Annotated in this window: 16 protein-coding genes; 5 read left to right on the top strand and 11 right to left on the bottom strand. The window is 73.5% G+C overall.

Annotated features, from left to right (window positions below):
- Nucleotide 1 precedes the first annotated feature (1 nt).
- Nucleotides 2-1,153, bottom strand: coding sequence for a glycosyltransferase family 1 protein (locus CFP66_RS19915; RefSeq protein ID WP_094926826.1), 1,152 nt, complete (start codon nucleotides 1,151-1,153; stop codon nucleotides 2-4).
- 154 nt (nucleotides 1,154-1,307) lie between these two features.
- Here CFP66_RS19915 and CFP66_RS19910 point away from each other — a divergent pair, with 154 nt between their 5' ends.
- Nucleotides 1,308-2,138, top strand: coding sequence for an inositol monophosphatase (locus CFP66_RS19910; protein WP_198961562.1), 831 nt, complete (start codon nucleotides 1,308-1,310; stop codon nucleotides 2,136-2,138).
- A 147-nt stretch (nucleotides 2,139-2,285) separates the two neighbouring features.
- Here the strand turns inward: CFP66_RS19910 and CFP66_RS19905 are convergent, their stop codons facing one another.
- Nucleotides 2,286-2,759: a DUF3592 domain-containing protein gene (locus tag CFP66_RS19905; protein WP_233159563.1), complete on the bottom strand. Its 474-nt coding sequence runs from the start codon at nucleotides 2,757-2,759 to the stop codon at nucleotides 2,286-2,288.
- Nucleotides 2,760-2,856: 97 nt separating this feature from the next.
- Here CFP66_RS19905 and CFP66_RS19900 point away from each other — a divergent pair, with 97 nt between their 5' ends.
- Nucleotides 2,857-4,113 carry an isochorismate synthase MenF gene (locus CFP66_RS19900; RefSeq protein ID WP_233159562.1) on the top strand — a complete coding sequence of 419 codons (1,257 nt, stop codon included), beginning with the start codon at nucleotides 2,857-2,859 and terminating at the stop codon, nucleotides 4,111-4,113.
- A gap of 19 nt (nucleotides 4,114-4,132) precedes the next feature.
- Here the strand turns inward: CFP66_RS19900 and CFP66_RS19895 are convergent, their stop codons facing one another.
- Nucleotides 4,133-4,735, bottom strand: coding sequence for a TetR/AcrR family transcriptional regulator (locus CFP66_RS19895; protein ID WP_158228156.1), 603 nt, complete (start codon nucleotides 4,733-4,735; stop codon nucleotides 4,133-4,135).
- A gap of 96 nt (nucleotides 4,736-4,831) precedes the next feature.
- Between CFP66_RS19895 and CFP66_RS19890 the strand changes: the two genes are divergently transcribed.
- Complete coding sequence (locus CFP66_RS19890) at nucleotides 4,832-6,118, top strand: NAD(P)/FAD-dependent oxidoreductase (RefSeq protein WP_094926471.1); 1,287 nt, start codon at nucleotides 4,832-4,834, stop codon at nucleotides 6,116-6,118.
- 318 nt (nucleotides 6,119-6,436) lie between these two features.
- On the opposite strand, the gene CFP66_RS19885 is transcribed toward CFP66_RS19890, so the two are convergent.
- Together CFP66_RS19885 and CFP66_RS19880 are read right to left on the bottom strand one after the other, a co-directional pair.
- Nucleotides 6,437-7,090 carry a VC0807 family protein gene (locus CFP66_RS19885; protein ID WP_094926469.1) on the bottom strand — a complete coding sequence of 218 codons (654 nt, stop codon included), beginning with the start codon at nucleotides 7,088-7,090 and terminating at the stop codon, nucleotides 6,437-6,439.
- A gap of 35 nt (nucleotides 7,091-7,125) precedes the next feature.
- Nucleotides 7,126-8,493, bottom strand: coding sequence for a carotenoid oxygenase family protein (locus CFP66_RS19880; protein WP_094926466.1), 1,368 nt, complete (start codon nucleotides 8,491-8,493; stop codon nucleotides 7,126-7,128).
- Nucleotides 8,494-8,589: 96 nt separating this feature from the next.
- On the opposite strand from CFP66_RS19880, the gene CFP66_RS19875 reads away from it, so the two are divergent.
- Nucleotides 8,590-9,132, top strand: a complete 543-nt coding sequence (locus CFP66_RS19875) for a PadR family transcriptional regulator (RefSeq protein WP_094926464.1) — start codon at nucleotides 8,590-8,592, stop codon at nucleotides 9,130-9,132.
- Between the two features lie 3 nt (nucleotides 9,133-9,135).
- Here CFP66_RS19875 and menD read toward each other — a convergent pair whose 3' ends face one another.
- From menD to CFP66_RS19850, 5 genes are read right to left on the bottom strand one after another with little or no spacing between them, the layout of a single operon-like run.
- Entirely contained in the window at nucleotides 9,136-10,773 is a 1,638-nt protein-coding gene (gene menD / locus CFP66_RS19870) for a 2-succinyl-5-enolpyruvyl-6-hydroxy-3-cyclohexene-1-carboxylic-acid synthase (RefSeq protein ID WP_094926461.1), read from the bottom strand.
- A 9-nt stretch (nucleotides 10,774-10,782) separates the two neighbouring features.
- Complete coding sequence (locus CFP66_RS19865; RefSeq protein WP_094926458.1) at nucleotides 10,783-11,511, bottom strand: PIG-L deacetylase family protein; 729 nt, start codon at nucleotides 11,509-11,511, stop codon at nucleotides 10,783-10,785.
- Nucleotides 11,512-11,544: 33 nt separating this feature from the next.
- On the bottom strand, nucleotides 11,545-12,429 hold the full coding sequence (locus tag CFP66_RS19860; protein ID WP_094926456.1) for a carbohydrate ABC transporter permease: 885 nt from the start codon (nucleotides 12,427-12,429) through the stop codon (nucleotides 11,545-11,547).
- A complete protein-coding gene (locus CFP66_RS19855) occupies nucleotides 12,429-13,427 on the bottom strand; it encodes a carbohydrate ABC transporter permease (protein WP_198961561.1) in 999 nt (332 codons plus the stop codon). Before CFP66_RS19855 ends, CFP66_RS19860 begins: the two co-directional genes overlap by 1 nt.
- On the bottom strand, nucleotides 13,424-14,815 hold the full coding sequence (locus CFP66_RS19850; RefSeq protein WP_198961560.1) for an ABC transporter substrate-binding protein: 1,392 nt from the start codon (nucleotides 14,813-14,815) through the stop codon (nucleotides 13,424-13,426). The genes CFP66_RS19855 and CFP66_RS19850 overlap by 4 nt, the downstream gene beginning before the upstream one ends.
- Before the next feature lie 1,266 nt (nucleotides 14,816-16,081).
- Here CFP66_RS19850 and CFP66_RS19845 point away from each other — a divergent pair.
- Nucleotides 16,082-17,719, top strand: a complete 1,638-nt coding sequence (locus CFP66_RS19845) for an ABC-F family ATP-binding cassette domain-containing protein (RefSeq protein WP_094926451.1) — start codon at nucleotides 16,082-16,084, stop codon at nucleotides 17,717-17,719.
- Nucleotides 17,720-17,779: 60 nt separating this feature from the next.
- Here CFP66_RS19845 and CFP66_RS19840 read toward each other — a convergent pair whose 3' ends face one another.
- On the bottom strand, nucleotides 17,780-18,784 hold the full coding sequence (locus CFP66_RS19840) for an aldo/keto reductase family protein (protein ID WP_094926449.1): 1,005 nt from the start codon (nucleotides 18,782-18,784) through the stop codon (nucleotides 17,780-17,782).
- Between the last annotated feature and the right edge of the window lie 12 nt (nucleotides 18,785-18,796).

The raw sequence follows: 18,796 nt of genomic DNA, 5'->3' as shown, positions 1-18,796 counted from the left end.
GTCATGCTGCCGCGGCCGTGGCGCCGATGACCTCGCCGTAGTGCGCGAGCAGCTCGTCGCACACCGTCGACCAGGTGCGGCGCAGCACCGACGGGCGCGCGGCCGCCCCGAACCGGCGCCGCAGCGCCGGGTCGGCCAGCGCCCGCACCGCCGCGACGAAGTCGGCGTCCGCCGCCACCGACGCCGGGTCGTCGGGCGCCGCGCCGTCGGGGTGCGGCGGCACGAGGAACCCCGTCCGTCCCGGCAGCACCAGGTCACGCGGGCCTCCGGCGTCCGGCGCCACCACCGGCAGCCCCGACGCGAGCGCCTCCTGCACGGCCTGGCAGAACGTCTCCGACGGCCCCGTGTGCACGAAGACGTCCAGCGACGCGTAGATCCGGGCCAGCTCGTCGCCCTCGCGGAAGCCCAGGAACGCCGCCCCCGGCAGCGCCGCCCGCAACCGTTCCTCACTGGGCCCGCCGCCCACGACGACCAGCCGGGTGCCCGGCAACCCGGCCAGCGCCCCGAGCCGCTCCACCTGCTTCTCCGGCGCGAGGCGTCCGACGTAGCCGACCAGCAGCTCGCCGCCGGGAGCCAGCTCCGCACGCAACCGCGCGTCGCGCTTGGAGGGGGTGAACCGGCGCGTGTCGACGCCGCGCGCCCACTGGTGCACCCGCGGCACCCCGCGCGCCCGCAGCGCCTCGGTGGCCCAGCTCGACGGCGCGAGCGTGCGGTCGGCCTGCCCGTGCAGCCGGCAGGTCCAGCGCCAGGCCGCGCGGGCGGTGAGGCCGAGGCCGTAGGAGGAGGCGAACCCGGCCACGTCGGTCTGGTAGATCGCGACGGTCGGGATCCCGAGCCGCCGCGCCGCGGCGAGCCCGCGGTACCCGACGACGAACGGGGCCGCGAGGTGCACGACGTCCGGCGCGAAGTCGCGCAGGGCCGTCAACACCCGCCTGCTCGGCACCCCGACCGGCATCGAGGAGACCACCGGCAGGTCCACGGCCGGGATCCGCACCACAGGGGCGCCCGCGTACTCGGTGGGGCCGTCCAAGCCGGGGGCGATGACCAGCACGTCGTGCCCGGCGCGGGTCAGGTGCTCGACGACCCGGAGCACCGAGTTGGTGACGCCGTTGACCACGGGGAGGAAGCACTCGGACACGATGGCGACGCGCACGGGGGCACCGTGCTCCCGCCGGTGAGCGAGGCGGTGGCGCTTCTCCGAACGCGGGACCAACAGCCCGTGTCGGTCGCACAGTTGGCCCGGTGATCCATGGCACGTCACCTGGGAGACGCACCCGGGACACCGGGGCCGGTGACGCTCGGGCCGTATGACCGTCCAGCAGCACGCGAGCGCACCCGCGCCTGGGCTCCCGGTGGAGCCGGGCATGCTGTCCCGGGCCCTCGAAGTGGCCGGGCGGCTCGCCAACGATGCGGCCGAGGTGATCACGGCGACCGCCGGTCGCGACCACCACAGCGGTGCCGCGCACAAGTCCAGCCCCTTCGACTGGGTCACCGACACCGACCGGACCCTGGAGCGCCACACGCGCCGGGTGCTGGCCGCGGAGTTCCCGGACATCCCCGTGGTCGGGGAGGAGTACGGCGCCGACGCGGGCGCCGACGCGGCCCGGTACCGGTGGGTCGTCGACCCCGTGGACGGCACGGCGAACTACGTCGCGGGCTTCCCGTGGTGCGCCTACAGTCTCGCGCTGGTGGACACCGCCGGACCGGTCGTGGGGGTGATCGCCGACCCGAGCCGGGCCCAGATCTACGCCGCCGCCCGCGGTCGAGGGGTGCGGGCGAACGGCGTGCCGGTTCGGGTCGTCCCCCGGTCGCCGACCGGCGGGCTGGTCTGCACGGAGCTCGGCCCCGCCCGCGCCGCGAGGTTCACGCCCGAGGCCACCGCGGCCCACACGGGGATCCGCGCGCTCGGTTCCTCGGCGCTCGCGATCACGCAGGTGGCACTGGGGCACGCCGTCGCGGCCGTGCTGGAGGGGTACCAGGAATGGGACGTCGCCGGGGCGGTGTGCCTGGCGGCCGAAGCGGGGGCACTCGTCGTCGACGGCGACGGGCGACCCGACCCCCTGCCGGAAGGCGCGATGATCGTGGCAGTGCCCGGCGCGCTGGATGCCGTCCTCGGCTGGTGGGGCGCGACTACCTGACCTGGTGCGACACCGACACGCTGCGCCCCTGATCACCAGTTGGGCGCACGGACGGCGAGATGTCGCCGCCGTGGCACCGAACCGACGATCATGCCTGCGACACAGCGCGACATGCGCGCACCCAGACCCCGACTCGCGGGCGAGGGATCAGCGGCGACGGCGGCGCAGCCAGTAGGCGAGCGGGCCCAGCACCGCCCACACCCCGACGACGATGAGCGCCAGCGGCAGCACGCCGTCCAGCGCGCTGCGGCCGGCCACGCGCACGAGCTCCGGGTCGGTGACGTCGTACTGGACGGCCACCGACTCCCCGGCCTGCAGCCCCCACGGGTAGAAGACCCCGCGCTCGGGCACGACGGCCTCGCCGTTGGCGACGGTGAAGCGGACCAGCGTGCGCTGGAACGAGGAGCCCTCCAGCACCTCGGCCTGGGCGACGGCCGGGTTGGCGGCGATGGCGCGGTCGCTCAGCACGGCGCCGGACAGCGCCAGCACCGCGAGGACCGTGGCGAGCACCGCGATCCCGGCCACGATCTCGGGCAACCGAGTGGTGACGAAACGTCCGAACGGACGCAGCAGCGAGGCCAGTTCGTCGATCGCGCGGGTGCGCGTGGTGCCCGTCGTCACGCACCCCACCCTATTGCCCCTGGTCGCGCTGCCGGTGTGGCCGGTACCTCCCGGGCCGGACGCGCATCTCGGCGCGCTGCCTCCTACTCTCGGAAAGGTGACGATCGCCGCGCTACCGACCGGGTTGGGCGTGCGGACCAGGCCCCTCGACGACCCGGGCCGGCTGCTCGACCTGCTCCCCGACGACCGCAACCCGCTGAGCTGGGTGCGCGCCGCGGACGGGCTCGTCGGATGGGGCGAGGTCGCCCGCATCACGGTCGCAGGCCCCGACCGGTTCGCCGAGGCGGATGCGTGGTGGAGCTCGTTCACCGAGAGGCTCGACGTCCACGACGAGGTCGGTGCCCCCGGCTCCGGGCCGGTCGCGTTCGCCAGCTTCACATTCGCCGACGACTCGCCGGGCTCGGTCCTCGTCGTCCCGCGGGTACTGGTGGCGCGCCGCGACGGGGTCGCGTGGATCACGGAGTTCTCGCACGGCGACGGTCCTTCCGCGGTGCGGGCCGTGAGCCCGGTCCGCCCCAGCGGCACGCTGCGCTTCGCCGACGGCCGGTTGCCGGTGGCCGGGTACCGCCGTGCCGTGGCGGAGGCGGTCCGCCGGATGCGGGCGGGCGAGCTGGACAAGGCCGCGATCGCGCACGATCTGCTCGCCGTCGGCGATGCCCCGCTCGACGCCCGGTTCCTGCTCGGGGGCCTGGCGGAGCGCTACCCGACCTGCTGGTCCTACTCCGTCGACGGGCTGGTCGGGGCCACCCCCGAGATGCTGGTGCGCCGTACCGCAGGCACCGTGTCGTCCCGGGTGCTGGCGGGCACCATCTGGCCGGGCGAGAGCGACGACCTTCCCGGCCAGCTGCTGGGCTCGGCGAAGGACCGCCACGAGCACGCGTTGGCCGTCGACTCGTTGGCCGCCGCGCTGCGCCCGCTGTGCACCGAGCTCACGGTCCCGCAGACGCCGTCGGTCATCGCGCTGCCGAACGTCTCGCACCTGGCCAGCGACGTGCACGGCACCCTGGACCCGCAGGCTCCCACGTCGCTCCTGCAGCTGGCCGCGGCCGTGCACCCGACGGCGGCGGTGGGCGGCACACCCCGCGACGCCGCGGTCGCGCTCATCGCCGAGCTGGAGGGCATGGACCGCGGCCGCTACGCGGGCCCAGTGGGCTGGGTGGACGGCAACGGCGACGGCGAGCTGGGCATCGCCCTGCGGTGCGCCCAGCTGGACGGGCCGGTCGCCCGGCTGTTCGCCGGCTGCGGCATCGTCGCCGACTCCGATCCCGACACGGAGGTGCGGGAGGCCGCGGCGAAGATGGTGCCCATCCGGGACGCCCTGGAGGACGCGGACATCCCACCGGCGCGAGCCTGAGCCCGCGGGCGGGCCGAGGTCACCGCAGCCGGGCGATGACGGGTCGCAGGCGTGCGGCCAGCTCGTCGGCGGCCTCATCGGAATCAGGTGCGTGCCCGGTCACCGCGGCGGTGAGCTGCGGCAGCACCACGGGTGCGAACGCCGCGGCGAACAGCACCACGAGCACAGCAGCTGGGTCCAGCTCGGGTGCCAGCTCTCCACGCTCCTGGCGCAGCCGCATCCCCTCGATCATGTCCTGGAAGAACGCGGGCGCCGTGGCCTCCGCGTCGTCCCCTACAGGTGAGAGCGCCTCCCAGACCAGCAGGCGCGCCCACTCGCGCTGGGCGACGTTCTGGCGCAGGAACGCCGCGACGACCTCGTCCAGCGGCATGTCCGGGTCGGCCAGCCGGTCGCTCCCCTGCCGCCCCTGCCGGGTCAGCTCCTGGTAGAGCCCGGCCTTGCCGTCGAAGTAGTACGAGATCAGCTGGGCGTTCACCCCGGCTCGCCGGGCGATGGCCGAGGTCCGTGCACCGGCGAAGCCCCGCTCTGCGAACTCGGCGAGGGCCGCCTCGAGGATCAGCCTGCGACTGCGCTCCGCGTCCCGCTGTCGTGCGTCGGCGCTCGGCGCCCTGCGTGCTCCCACGTGAGGAGGGTAGCCGAGTACAGCTGAGTCATCCATCCACCGAAGCTAGTCATTCATCTGATTGACAAATTGCGGGCAGCCGCGCACCCTTCCGGCATGACCACGAAGCAACTGCCCGGTGTCGTCATCGCGGGGGGCGGGGTCGGCGGACTCTGCCTCGCCCACGGGTTGCGCCGCGCAGGCGTCCCCGTACGGGTGCTCGAGCGCACCCGGTGCCGCACCGACTGGCTCCAGGGCTACCGCATCCACATCGACCCACAGGGATCCGCGGCGCTGTCCGCGTGCCTGAGCCCAGCAGCCTGGGCGTCGTTCTGCGCCGCGGTCTCGGACGAGACCCCCGGATTCGCGTTCCGCACCGAGACCCTCGCCCCGCTGCTCGAGATCGCCCACGTCGACGGCAGCGAGCCCGACCCCGCCCGCCGTCATCACGGCATCAGCCGCATCGCCCTGCGCGAGGCCCTCCTCACCGACCTCGACGACGTGGTCGAGCACGGCCGCACCGTCACCGGCTACACGGTGCGCGACGGCCGCGTCGCCGTGCGGCTGCACGACGGCGACCACGTCGCCGCCGACCTGCTCGTCGGCGCCGACGGCGCGAACTCCCGGGTGCGGGCCCAGCTCGCCCCGGACGCCCACCGCGTCGACACCGGCGTGGTCGCGATCGCCGGCAAGCACCGCCTCGGACCTGGCACCGACCTGCCCGACGAGCTGCTCCGCAGCCCGGTCAGCGTGCTCCCGCGCCGCCGCGGATTCCTGTTCAGCGCGGTCTGGCGGGGCGACCGCGCGGCGCCCGTCGCCCCACCCGCGGACGCCCCACCCGGGTTCCTGCTCGACACCACCAGCGACTACGTGTTCTGGGCCTACGCCGACACGGCCGCGACCTTCCCCGAGCACGACACGCTCGTCGGGCTGCCCGGTGAGCAGCTCCAGGCGCTGGTGGGCGAGCAGATCGTCATGTGGTCGCCGCACCTGCGACGGCTCGTCGCCGGGTCCGAACCCGACACCGTGCGCCCGGTGCGGATGCGCAGCGCCGCCCGGCCCGCGCCCTGGCCCAGCGGCCCGGTGACCCTGCTCGGCGACGCCATCCACAACATGACGCCGATGGCCGGGATCGGCGCGAACACCGCGCTGCGCGACGCGGCGTCGCTCACGCGCCAGATCTCGCGCGCGGCGGGTGCGGACGCGGTGTCCCTGTGCGCGGCCGTGGGCGAGTACGAGCGCGAGATGTTCGAGTACGGCTTCCGCGCAGTCGCCGCCTCCCACCGCAACGCCGCCCTGGCCGGCAGCCACAGCCGCATCCGCCGCGGAGTCGTGCGCGCCGCCCTCCGGCTGGCCGACCGCATCCCACCCGTCAAGAACCGCATCCTGGAGGCCATGTCATGACACCGACCGACAGCCGCCGACCCCTGCTGTGGCCGGCGACCACCACGATCGTCTAACTGCTGCTCAACGGGGCCCAGGTCTTCGAGACCCTCGCGGTGGTGCCGGTGTGGGCCGGTGACGCACCCGGCTCGATGGCGCCTGCTGCGCGGCCCGCACGCGCTCGACCTCAAGGCGTTCTGGATCGTGTTCCACACCCTGCACGAGCTGACGTTCGTCCTGGCGATCGTCTTCTGCCGGCGCATCGCACCGGTGCGCCGGCTGCGCCCGCCCCGCACTGAGCAGACGACGGCCGCTACCGAGCACGGCTCGGCGCCCCCCTCACGGTGCCGAGCCACCCCCGGGCTCCCCCACCGCCATCCGGCGTCGGGCCCGCGCCACGTACCAGACGTTCCACCCGATCAGGCAGGCGAACGCGGCGAGCGAGAGCACGGTGCTCAGCCCGACCATCACGGGGACGGGCAGCAGGTACACCAGCGGCACCCGGACCAGCGCCTCGGCGAGCAGGCCGAACCCCCAGACCGCGGACGTGAGCCGCACGCCGCGCCGGACCTGCGGGTCGTCGCGGTACTGCTGCGTCAGCGCCGCAGCCCGGTGCGGCGCGAAGCTCTGCATCGCGGCCAGCGTCAGCGGCGTGCCCCACACGCTGGTGAGCAGGAACACCAGCGCCACCGAACCGGTGGTGATCGAGTCCTTCAGCAGCAGGAACCGGGCGTCACCGCTGACCAGCGACAGGACCAGCCCGAGGCCGAACACCACGAGCATGACGGTGGCGAACAGGTTGAGCCGCCGCCGACGTGCCGCATCCCAGCCGATGCGCAGCGCGGCGGCACCGGAGGCGGCCAGCAACGCGGGCCAGTCGGCCACGCCGAGCAGGTGCAGTCCGTAGTAGGTGGCCAGCGGCAGACCGACGTCCAGCGCGAGGCCGCGGATCATCACCGCGGGACGGAACTCGAGGGCGTCGGACGCAGCCATCGGAGCCTCCTTCGGCGTGACGGCCGGCGGCGTGGTCAACCTGCCGCCAGGTCGGCGTCGTCGATCCAGGACCCGTGGAACCCGGAGGGGACTCCGCGCGGCAGCGTCACCGCGGCCACCGCCGGCCCGGCCACGTCCGTGGCGTCGAGCACGAGCAGCTGGGAGGCGCTGCCGTCGCGGCGGGTGGTGATGGACATGAGCCAGCCGTCGTCCTCGGCGCGGTCGGAGGCGGCGGAGGGCACGAAGACGGCCTCGCCGGCCACGGTGTCGGGGCCCAGGTCGTGTTCGGTGCGAGTGCCGTGCGCGGCGTCGAACTTGACGATCCCCGCACGATCCGACCCGTCGGCCACGGCGTAGCGGTAGCGGGCCTCCCGCCCGACGCGCGCGTCGTCGACGGTGGGGAACTCGACCGCGCGGTCGTCCAGCGCCGTCTCGCCGACCGTGCCGGTGGCCGGGTCGAGCACCCAGCGGTGCAGCCGCGCGGTGCCGGTGGCCGCGGCGGCGGCAGCAGGTCCGGCCGGGTCGGACCCGAGGCCGCCCCACATGGCCACGGCGTCGGGCGCGCTGTAGCGGGCGGCGTCGAGGACCACGCGACCGGCTGCGTCGGTGTGGGCGTTGCCGACGTGGAAGACGTAGTTCGGCTCCACGTCGAACCAGCGCACCTCGCCCGGCCGGTCCAGCGGCATCACGCCGAGCCGGGCGCCGTACCCGTCGTCCCAGCCGAACGGCATGCCCTTCCCCAGCAGCGGCGACTGGAACGTCATCGGCAGGTCGAGGAAGAGCGCGTGCCGGTCGGTGATCGCGAAGTCGTGCATCATCGTGGGGCCGGGCACCGCGATCTCGGCGCTGGTCACGAGCTCGCCGTCGGCGGAGAGACGGTGGTAGGTGAGGAACGGCGGGCGGACGCCGTAGCCGAAGAAGTGCAGCTCGCCGGTCACCGGGTCGGCCTTGGGGTGGGCCGTCATGGCCGTGGTGAGCCTGCCGCCGAAATCGTCGGGGCCGACGGTGTCCAGGTCGGGTGTCAGCACGTGCGGGAAGCTGCTCTCGACCAGAGCCATGATCCGGCCGGCGTGCTCGATCACGTGCGTGTTCGCGTGACCGACGCTGTGGTCGAACGTGCCGTCGGCCCGTACCGCCGGCTTCCCCTCCAGCCTCGCAGTCCGCACCCAGCGGTTGCGGTACCACTGCGCCCGCCCCTCGCGCAGCCGCACACCGTGCACCATGCCGTGCCCGGTGAACCAGTGCGCGGACACCTCGCCAGGCAGCGGGTTGGGCCCGTTGCGCAGGTAGCGGCCGGTGAGCTCGCGAGGCAGCACCCCTTCCACGGGCAGCTCCGTGGCCTCGATCTCGTCGGCGACGGGCGCACGGTGACCCATGAGGTGGGCAGGAGCGGTACTGGTCATGCGATCACTTCCCTCTCCGGAGACGCGCCCAGCCTGCACGTGTCGATACCGACATGTCAATACCGACATTCCATCTTCGACAGGTAAGGTGCTGGCATGTCGTTGCCGTACGCCCTGCTCGGGCTGCTCGCCGTCGAACCGCGCAGCGGGTACGAGCTCACGAAGGAGTTCTCCGGCCCTCTCGGCCAGTACGCCTGGCAGGCCGGGCACACGAGCATCTACCCGGAGCTGAACAAGCTGGCGGAGCGCGGGCTGGTGGAGGTCACCGAGGAGGGGGCACGCGGGAGCCGTACCTACTCCGTGACGCCCGCGGGCTACACCGAGCTGCGCTCCTGGATGCTCACCCCCCCGCAGGGGACGAAGGTGCGCAACCAGCAGGTGCTGCGGATGTTCCTGATCTCCGCGCTGGAGCCCGGGGACGCGCTCGCCATGCTGCGCAGGATCGCCGCGTACACGGCGGCGGAGGCCACGGAACTGCGCGAGATCATGGAGCAGGCTCCGCCGGAGATCCCCGAGGGCCCCGACGGGTTCGGCTACCTGGCCGCGGAGTACGGGTTGCGCCAGTACGACGCGACCCACGGCTGGGCCCGGTGGGCGATCGAGAAGCTGGAGGCCCGGGCCGGCGCCGAACCGGCCTGAGGCTCAGAGCGCCTCGGCCACCGCGGCGTCCACGGCCGCGCGCAGCAGCGCGTGCCCCTCCCGCAGCTCCCGCCGCCCGGCGCGCACCTCGACGACGCGCAGGCCGGGAGCCGGGGCGAGCGCCTCGGCGATATCCGCGCCGTCCACGCGCGCGTACGCCGTGCCGGTGGCGGCGCACAGTGCGGCCACGTCGACCCCGTGCGGTGTGCCGAAGACCCGCTCGAACGCGGCCTCGTGCGCCGGCGCGCCCTGTTCCAGCAGGCCGAAGATGCCGCCGCCGTCGTCGTTCAGCACGACGATCGTGAGATCGGGGCGCGGTTCGTCCGGGCCGATCACGAGGCCGGTGGTGTCGTGCAGCAGGGTGAGATCGCCCAGCAGCGCGTACGCCGGGCCGTCGTGCACCAGCGCCGCTCCGCTCGCGGTGGAGACCGTGCCGTCGATGCCCGCGACACCGCGGTTGGACAGCACGCTCAGGCCGCGGCGGGGAACGGCGCCCAGCGCGACGTCGCGCACCGGGTTGGACGATCCGAGCAGCAGCTGGGCCCCGTCGGGCAGCGCGGCGACCAGCGCGCGGGCCAGCCGGAGCCCACCCGGTGCGGACGGTTCGTCGAGGGCCTTGTCCAGGGCACGCGCGGCCGCGGCGTCGGCGAGGTGCCAGCGGCGCACCCACGCCGGATCGGGAGTCAGCGGCGGCAGGGCGCCGATGGCGCGGACGCTGCCCGCGACGTCCGTCCACGGCATCCCGTGCGGATCGGCGAGCACGTGCACCTCGACGTCCGAGGCGGCGAGCAGGTTCTGCACGGGACGGTGCAGCGTCGGCCGGCCCGCCACGACCACCTGCACCGGGCGCAGCGGCGCCGCCGCCGGGGCGCCGAGCAGCCACGGGCCGGTGCGCAGCGCGGCGGGCCACGCCGCCGACGCCGGTTCGGCGATCACCGGGACCGGGAGGTCGAGCAGGCCGTCCGGGGCACCGTGCCCGGCGATGACGATCGTGGGAGCGGACTGGTCCAGCGGCAGCGGGTCCGCCTGGCGGGCGACGCGCGGCAACGCCGTCCACGGGCCGCCGCCCGCGCGGCCCTCCGGCGCCTCGCCGGTCCCGTCGGGCACGAGCGGCGCGGCGAAGGGCAGGTTCAGGTGCACCGGACCGGGCGGGCCGCCGGTGACACCCGTGGCGGCTGCGACGGCCCGGTCGACGAACGAGCGCCAGCGGCCGTGCTCGCCGCCCGCGACCCCACCGTGCACGGCCAGGCGCACGGCGCCGCCGAACAGGCCGGTCTGGGCGATGGTCTGGCTGGCGCCGGTCCCGATCATCTCCGCCGGCCGGTCGGCGCTGAGCACGAGCAGCGGCACCCCGGCGTGGGAGGCCTCCAGCACCGCGGGGTGCAGGTTGGCCACCGCCGTGCCCGACGTCGTGCACACCGGAACGGGACGTCCCGACCGCAGCGCGAGCCCGAGCGCGAGGAACCCTGCGGTGCGTTCGTCGATGCGCACGTGCAGCCGCAGGCGCCCGGCGACGTCGGCGGCGTGCAGCGCGAACGACAGCGGCGCGTTGCGTGAACCGGGGCACAGCACGGCGTCGGTGACGCCGCAGCGGACCAGCTCGTCGACGACGACGCGGGCGTGCATCGTCGACGGGTTCACGGCCGGAGCCTACGTGGGGATGACCTCGAAGGCGGCGGCGAGGCGGGCTCCGGGCAGCCGGGCGCCGTCGGCTTCGGCGTTGCCGCGCAGGAACTGCTCGGGGTCGGCCATCGGCCCGCCGAGCGCCTCGAGGTAGGCGCGGTGCGCCCGCAGGGACGCGACGCCGCGGTCGAACGCCTCCTCGACGTCCACCGCGTGCGTGCTCTGCGGCGAGGCCAGCACGAGCACCTCGCGCACCGCGCTCCAGGGCTCGCCGACCTCGGGGAAGAGCCAACGGTTGGCCGCGTCGCGGACGGCGTCGACGGTGGCCTGCCCGACCACCCGGTGGTCGGCCATGTTGTAGTACCCGCCGGGGAACGTGTCGTGGTGGTTCACGGTGATCACCACCTCCGGCCGGTGCCGCCGGATCGCGGCCGCGATGTCGCGCCGCAGCGGCACGCTGTAGGTGACCAGGCCGTCCGGGTGATCGAGGAACTCCACGGTGCTGACCCCCACCTCGGCGGCCGCCGCCCGCTGCTCGGCCTCCCGCAGCGGCCCGCACTCGGCGGGTGGCAGCGTGTCGATGCCCGCCTCGCCGCTGGTGACCAGCAGGTACGCGACCTCACGGCCCTGCGCAGTCCACCGCGCGATGGCGGCTGCACCGCCGTACTCGAGGTCGCCGGGGTGGGCGACGACCGCGAGCGCGCGCGCGAAGCCTTCCGGGTAGGGCTGGAAATCCGGCTGGTGGTTCTCGACCATGGTGTGATCCTGCCCTCTCCGTCCAGGGGCGGGTCACCCCTTCTCGGCACCCGCGGTCAGACCTTCGGTGAGCAGCCGCTCGCTCGCGAAGAACACCACGATGATCGGGACCGTGATCACGACGGACCCCGCCATCAGCACGGTGGTCGGGATCTCGATGCTGCCGGCGAGCTGGGACAGCCCGAGCGACACCGTCCACCGGTCGCGCTCCTCGATCAGGAACAGCAGCGCGAACAGGAACTCGTTCCACGCGATCATGAAGATGAACAGCGCGTTCGCGATGATCGCCGGCATCGCCAGCGGCAGGCTGACCCGGCGCATGACGCCCAGCCGGGTGCAGCCGTCGATCGCGGCGGCCTCCTCGAGGCTCACCGGCACCGTGTCGAAGTAGTTGCGCAACATGTAGATCGACACGGCCACGACCTGCGAGATGTAGACGATCAGCAGGCCGAGGAGCGTCCCGCGCAGGCCGATCCGGGTGAAGAACACGAACAGCGGCACGGCGAGCAGGATCGGCGGGAACAGGTAGACCGCCAGGAACAGCACGCTGACCTGCCGGTGGCCGAAGAACCGCAGGCGGCTCACCGCATAGGCGCCGGGCAGCGCGATCAGCAGGGTGAGCGCCACGGTCCCGAGCGCGACGAGGGCGCTGTTCGCCATGAAGTCCAGGAAGCCCTGCCCGCCCGCGGACGGCGGGGCGACCACGCTCGCGTAGCTGTCGAGGTCCACCTCGGACGGGGGCAGCCAGAGCGCCCCCGGGTCCTGCAGCACCCGGTCCAGCGGGCGCAGCGACAGCAGGACCATGTAGTAGAACGGGAACACCGTGATGACCAGCAGGAACAGGATCATCACGACGCGGAGCACGCCGAACACCCGGGTCTCGACGGTGTCGCGGCTCCACCCCCGCCCGTCCGCCATCACGAACGCTCCTCGCGCGGTGCGAGCCGCCACAGGTAGAGCCCGACGAGGACCGCGAGGATCGCGGCGAGCACCAGAGCCTGGGCCGCCGCCTCCCCGATGTTGCCGCGCGCGGTGAGGGAGTTGAACACCGACACCGCGACGACCTCGGTTCCTGCGCCCCCGCCGGTGAGCAGGTAGATGTCGTCGAAGCTGTTGAAGGTCCAGATGAACCGCAGCACCGCCAGCACGGCGATCGTGGGCATCAGCTGCGGGAGCAGCACGTGGCGGAAGCGCTGGGTGAGCGTGGCGCCGTCCACCCGGGCGGCCTCCTCCAGCACGGCGGGAACGGCCTGCAGGCGTGCCGTGAGGAACAGGAACGCGAACGGGAACGAGCGCCACGCCTCGAACGCGATCACCGTGAGCAGCGCCGTCGGCACCCCGAACGTGAGCCCGAAGAGCGACACCTCGCTGCTGCGCTGCGAGAGGAACGCGATCGGCTCGTCCCAGCCCAGCAGCCGGGTGCCCCAGTGGTTGGTCACCCCGAACTGCGGGTTGAGCATCGTGGTCCACGCGAACGTCACCGCGACGATCGGCGCCACGTAGGGCAGCAACATCAGCGCCCGGACGAACCCGCGCCCGCGGAACGGCCTGCGCAGCGCGAGCGCCGCGGCGAGCCCGATCCCGATCGCGCCGGCCGTGCCGAGCACCGAGTAGGCGAGCGTGGTGGCCAGCGCGCTCCAGAACGACGGCGCGCCGAACACGTTGTCGAAGTTCCCCAGCGTGAATTCGCCGAACAGGCCCGCGCTGCGCAGGTTCAGCAGCCGGAGCCGCTGGAACGCCAGCAGCACCGTCCACAGGATGGGGACGACCACCATCACCACGACGACGACCAGCGTCGGGGAGATCAGCGCGAGCCCCGCGCGGGCGTCCGCACTCGCCAGCGTGCGGCGATCGCGGCGTTCCCGGCCGGTGCCGGGCGGCGGCGCGGCGGGCGCCCGGACAGCGCCGGACGTCACCGGAGCGAGTCCTGGATCGCGCGCAGCGCGTCGGCGGCCTGCTGCGCGGCGCCCTGCGCATCGGTGCCACCGCTCGTGACCTCGGCGACGGCGGCGGGTACCGGCAGCTCGCCGAGCGAGGCACCGATCAGATCGCCCTGGCCCTGGGTGATGCCCCAGCGGGTGAAGTCCTCCGGGCCGGTGGACAGCGCGTCCAGTACGTCCTGCGGGTAGAACTGCGACAGCGGCCCTTCGGTGTCGACGCCCACGGGCAGCGTCTCCCAGGTGTCGACGTAGTCGGTGGCGCCGGGCGCGCTCCCGGTGCGCGCCGGGAACTTGCCCTCCGGGGCGAACGCCAGCCAGTCGAGGTAGCCGTCGCTCAGCATGAACTGCACGAACTGCTGCGCGGGCCCGGCTGCGGCGTCGGCCGTGATCGCCCACGAGATCACTTCGCCGAACTGGGCGGGCTCGGTGCCGTCGGGCCCCTGCAGGCCGGTGACGATCGCGGTGTTGCCGGCCAGGAAGGACGCGTCGTTCGCGCATTCCGGGCAGCTGGGCATGGCGTCGTTGCGCAGCCCGGCGAGTTCGTCGAGCAGGAACGTCGACCACACCGCCATCGCGGACTGCCCGGCGAAGTACGCGGCCCGCACCGTGTCGACGTCCTGGGTACCCGGCACCGAGTAGTCGGTGATCAGCCGACGGTAGAAGTCGAACGCGGCCACGCACTGCGGGCTGTCGATCGTGATCTCGCCTGCGCCGTCCACCATCTGGCAGCCGTTGGCCAGCGCGATGTGCTCGAAGGTCTGCTGGGTGAACGCGTCACCCGGGGCGGTGGCGCCGACGAAGCCCGCCACCTGCTCGGAGTGGAGTGCCTGCGCGGCACCGAGGATCGTGTCGTAGGTGGTGGGGGCCGGTAGGCCGGCGGCGTCGAACAGGTCGCGGCGGTAGTACAGCAGCTGCGACCACGCCTCGCTGGGCACCGCGAGCTGCTCCTCGCCCTCCCGGGTCAGCTCCAGCGCGGTGGGGTTCCAGGTCTGCGGACCCAGCGCGTCGACGACCGCGGCCGTCGCCTCGCTGTTCACCAGGTCGTTCGTGGCCAGAGTCCGGACCGACGCCAGCGGGATCGAGCCGATCACGTCCGGCAGGTCGCCCGCCGCCGCCGACGCCGTGAGCGTCTGGTTGAACTGGTCCTCCTCCACACCCACGAGCTCGACCCGGACCCCGGTCTGCTGGGTGAACCGGTCGATGATCGCCTGCGTGGCGGCCACGCGGTCGGGCAGCGTGTCGGCGGTCCAGACGGTGATCGTGCCGGTGTCGGCCGCGTCGCCGCCCCCGCCGCCGCACGCGGGCACGAGCAGGAGCGCCACGAGCCCGAAAGCCGCTCCGACGCGGGGGTTCATGGCTCTCATGGCTGGCTCCCCATCGCTCGCGCGGCCGAGTGCGAGACAGTGAACCCCCGAGCGTCCTGATCCACAACCGCTGTGCGGGTCGCGACGAGTCATGGATCCGATGCCTCGACCCCACGCCTTTGCCGGCGCGATACGAGTCGCACGCCAGGGCCCTCACCGCGCTCTTGTACTTCTCGCACGCCGGCTCGGCGCCATGATCGCCAGGAGTGGCGTGAGGGCGACAGATCTGTCGCCCTCACACCATTTCTGCTGATCATGGCCGTCGCACGTCCCACTGAACGCCCGTTTCGTGATCAGGGGAAGATCCAACCCCGCTGACGTCTACGTCGTCATGGAATCTCCTGTGGGCGGGCCGTTCCCGGCTCGCGACCACCGCCTCACACCCCGCCCCTGGCCTTCCGCGCAGTCGGCCGGGTTCCCCCCTGCTCCTGCACGTCGGCGAGATGGCCGGCCGGGTTGGCAGAACTGCCGAATATCGTGGTTGGGTGGGCGGCCGTTCCCGGCGCGGGCCCAGGCCCGTTCCGGACGAGCCCGTCCCTGCTGGGTGCGTGCGCACCTTGCGGTGGTCCCGATCCACCCCCTACCGGTGATCACCGGAGCGGGTCGGAGGCGTGTTCGCCTCTCGTGATCGGCGGGATCGGGACATGCGCTGCACCGGGAGCCAGTCGCCGAATCGGTCAGGCCCGCACCGCGGCCACTGCGTCGATGCCGGTCGGGCGCGGCCCGCGGTGATCGATCTGATCAGCACCTGGGTGCGGGTGCTGCGACGGTGGAGTACGTGTCGGAGTGATCAGGGCCGGGTGATCGGTGCGAGCAGTGCGTGGGTGCTGTCGCGGCGACGTCAGGTACTTCTCGCAGCGATCACCACCCGCATCCGCGGGCCCGATTCGGCAACGATCCGGTGTGGCTGATGTCCCTGATCCGCCGATCAAGGTGGTTGTCGAAGGGGTCGGGAACGGCACCGCAGCCAGTCGAGTGGCACTCGGCGGTGACGGGCTCGTCCAGGACAGGCCTGGGCCGGGTCGGGTACGGCCGCCCGGACGACCACGATATTCGTGGCTTGTGCCCAACCCGAGCTACGAGGCAGGGCCACGGGGAGGTGCAGCGGCAACACCTCGCGGTGCAGGGCCGAGGCGTGCCCACGCACCCCGTGTCCGCACGCACCTGTCGACGGGTCGCGGGGCCGGAGCAGGAGGCCGTAGGCGCAGACGGGGTGCCTGCCTGGCGTTCCGGTGATCGCGGCCGGGCCGGTAGCGTAGGCCCGTCATGCCAGCAACACTCCAGGCCACCGGCCTCGCCGCCGGTCACGGCGCCCGCGTCCTGTTCTCCGGTCTCGACCTGATCGTCGCGCCCGGCGACGTGGTCGGCCTCGTCGGCGCCAACGGTGCCGGCAAGTCCACCTTGCTGCGGCTCCTGGCCGGCGAGCAGGACCCGGAGGAGGGCAAGGTCCTCCTCAGCCCGCCCGACGCCACGGTCGGGCACCTGCCGCAGGAACCGGACCGCAGGCCCGGTGAGACGGTGGCCGCGTTCCTCGCGCGACGCACCGGCGTGGCCGACGCGCAGGTCGCCATGGACGCCGCGGCGGAGGCTCTCGGCGCCGGCGCCCCCGGCGTCGACGACCTCTACGCCACCGCGCTCGACCGCTGGCTCTCCCTCGGGGGCGCCGACCTGGACGAGCGCGCCGGCGAGGTGTCCGCGGAAATCGGGCTCGGTATCTCCCTCGACGCGGAGATGGCCTCGCTGTCCGGCGGGCAGGCCGCGCGCGCCGGGCTCGCCGCGCTGCTGCTCTCGCGCTACGACGTGCTGTTGCTCGACGAGCCCACCAACGACCTCGACCTCGACGGCCTGGCGCGCCTCGAGCGGTTCGTGCAGGGGCTGCGCTCGCCTGCGGTGATCGTGAGCCACGACCGGGAGTTCCTCGCCCGCACGGTCACCCGGATCCTCGAGCTGGACCTCGCGCAGCAGCAGGTCGGCGTATATGACGGCGGCTACGACTCCTACCTCGCCGAGCGTGAGGTCGCGCGCCGGCACGCGCGCGAGGCGTACGAGGAGTACGACGACAAGCTCTCCGGGCTCAAGGAGCGCGCGCAGACGCAGCGCAACTGGATGGCGCAGGGCGTGCGCAACGCACGGCGCAAGTCCACCGACAACGACAAGATCGGCCGCAAGTTCCGGGCCGAGTCCAGCGAGAAGCAGGCCGCGAAGGCGCGGCAGACGCAGCGGATGATCGAGCGCCTCGACGTCGTCGACGAGCCGCGCAAGGAGTGGGAGCTGCGGATGACGATCGCCGCCGCTCCGCGATCCGGCGCCGTGGTGGCTTCGGCGACCGGCGCCGTCGTCCGTCGCGGCTCGTTCGTGCTCGGCCCGGTGGACGCGCAGGTCGACTGGGCCGACCGCGTCGTCATCACCGGCGCGAACGGATCCGGCAAGACCACCCTGCTCGGGGCGCTGCTGGGCCGGATCCCGGTCGACTCCGGGAGCGCCGGGCTCGGCTCGGGCGTGCGGGTCGGCGAGATCGACCAGGCCCGCGGCCTGTTCCTCGGCCCGGAGCCGCTCGCCCGCGCGTTCGGCGACGCGGTGCCGGAGTGGGCCGAGTCCGAGATCCGCACGTTGCTGGCGAAGTTCGGGCTCACGGGCGAGCACGTGCCACGCCCGGCCGCGTCGCTCTCCCCCGGCGAGCGCACCCGCGCCGCGCTGGCGCTGCTGCAGGCGCGGGAGGTGAACCTGCTGGTGCTCGACGAGCCGACCAACCACCTCGACCTGCCGGCGATCGAGCAGCTGGAGCAGGCCCTCGACTCGTTCCCCGGCACGCTCCTGCTGGTGACCCACGACCGGAGGATGCTGGAAAGCGTGCGCACGACACGCCGCTGGCGGGTGGAGAAAGGCCGCCTCACCGAGGCCTGATCCGAACGAACGGCACTCCCGTCGCTACCTAGCCGACGAGAGTGCCGCTCGTCCCGTCGGTCAGCTCGGGCGGGTCGGCGGGCTCTGCGTCTTGCTCGCGTCCCGCTCCACCTTCTCGCCCAGGGCCTCGTCCACTCGCTTGAGCGCCTCCGGGTCCAGGCGTACGCCGCTGGCCTCGACGTTGTCGGCCACCTGCGCGGGGCGGCTCGCGCCGATGATCGCGCTCGCGACGTTGTCGTTCTGCAGCACCCACGCCACGGCGAGCTGGGCCATCGAGAGGCCGAGGTCGGAGGCGACCGGCTGGAGCGCCTGCACGCGGGTGAGCGTGTCGTCGTCCATCCACCGCTTGATCATGTTGGCGCCACCCTTCTCGTCGGTGGCACGAGAACCCGCAGGCGGCGCGGCACCCGGCTGGTACTTGCCGGTGAGCACGCCCTGCGCGATCGGGGAGAAGACGATCTGGCTGACGCCCAGCTCCTCCGAGGCCGGCACGACCTCGCCCTCGATCACCCGCCACAGCATCGAGTACTGGGGCTGGTTGGACACGAGGCGGAAGCCGAGCTCCTGCGCGAGTGCCTGGCCGTCGCGCAGCTGCGCCGCGGTCCATTCGCTCACACCGATGTAGAGCGCCTTGCCGGAGCGGACGACGTCGGCGAACGCCTGCATCGTCTCCTCGAGCGGTGTCTCCACGTCGAAGCGGTGGGCCTGGTAGAGGTCGACGTAGTCGGTCTGCAGCCGGCGCAGGCTGCCGTCGATCGACTCCATGATGTGCTTGCGGGAGAGCCCCGAGTCGTTCGGGCCCTTCGGGCCGGTGGGCCAGAAGACCTTCGTGAGGATCTCCAGCGACGCGCGCCGCTCGCCCTTCAGCGCCTCACCGAGCACGGTCTCGGCGGCGCCGTTCGCGTAGGCGTCCGCGGTGTCGAACGTGGTGATCCCGGCGTCGAGGGCGGCGCGCACGCACGCGGTGGCAGCGTCGTTCTCGACCTGCGAGCCGTGGGTGAGCCAGTTGCCGTAGGTGATCTCGGAGACCTTGAGGCCGGAGCGGCCGAGGTAGCGGTGTTCCACGTGCGAACAGTA

The sequence above is a fragment of the Pseudonocardia sp. MH-G8 genome, assembly GCF_002262885.1.
In the GTDB taxonomy this organism is placed as follows: Bacteria; Actinomycetota; Actinomycetes; order Mycobacteriales; family Pseudonocardiaceae; genus Pseudonocardia.
Note: the sequence above shows the minus strand (reverse complement) of the source record. Positions and strands in the feature narration are given on the sequence as shown.

What these genes read in the sequence shown, in the direction of transcription:
- CFP66_RS19910 (WP_198961562.1), top strand. Translation starts at nt 1,308, where the DNA reads ATGACCGTCCAGCAGCACGCGAGCGCACCCGCGCCTGGGCTCCCGGTG.
- CFP66_RS19890 (WP_094926471.1), top strand. Translation starts at nt 4,832, where the DNA reads ATGACCACGAAGCAACTGCCCGGTGTCGTCATCGCGGGGGGCGGGGTC.
- CFP66_RS19885 (WP_094926469.1), bottom strand. Translation starts at nt 7,090, where the DNA reads ATGGCTGCGTCCGACGCCCTCGAGTTCCGTCCCGCGGTGATGATCCGC.
- CFP66_RS19880 (WP_094926466.1), bottom strand. Translation starts at nt 8,493, where the DNA reads ATGACCAGTACCGCTCCTGCCCACCTCATGGGTCACCGTGCGCCCGTC.
- CFP66_RS19875 (WP_094926464.1), top strand. Translation starts at nt 8,590, where the DNA reads ATGTCGTTGCCGTACGCCCTGCTCGGGCTGCTCGCCGTCGAACCGCGC.
- CFP66_RS19865 (WP_094926458.1), bottom strand. Translation starts at nt 11,511, where the DNA reads ATGGTCGAGAACCACCAGCCGGATTTCCAGCCCTACCCGGAAGGCTTC.
- CFP66_RS19860 (WP_094926456.1), bottom strand. Translation starts at nt 12,429, where the DNA reads ATGGCGGACGGGCGGGGGTGGAGCCGCGACACCGTCGAGACCCGGGTG.
- CFP66_RS19850 (WP_198961560.1), bottom strand. Translation starts at nt 14,815, where the DNA reads ATGAGAGCCATGAACCCCCGCGTCGGAGCGGCTTTCGGGCTCGTGGCG.
- CFP66_RS19845 (WP_094926451.1), top strand. Translation starts at nt 16,082, where the DNA reads ATGCCAGCAACACTCCAGGCCACCGGCCTCGCCGCCGGTCACGGCGCC.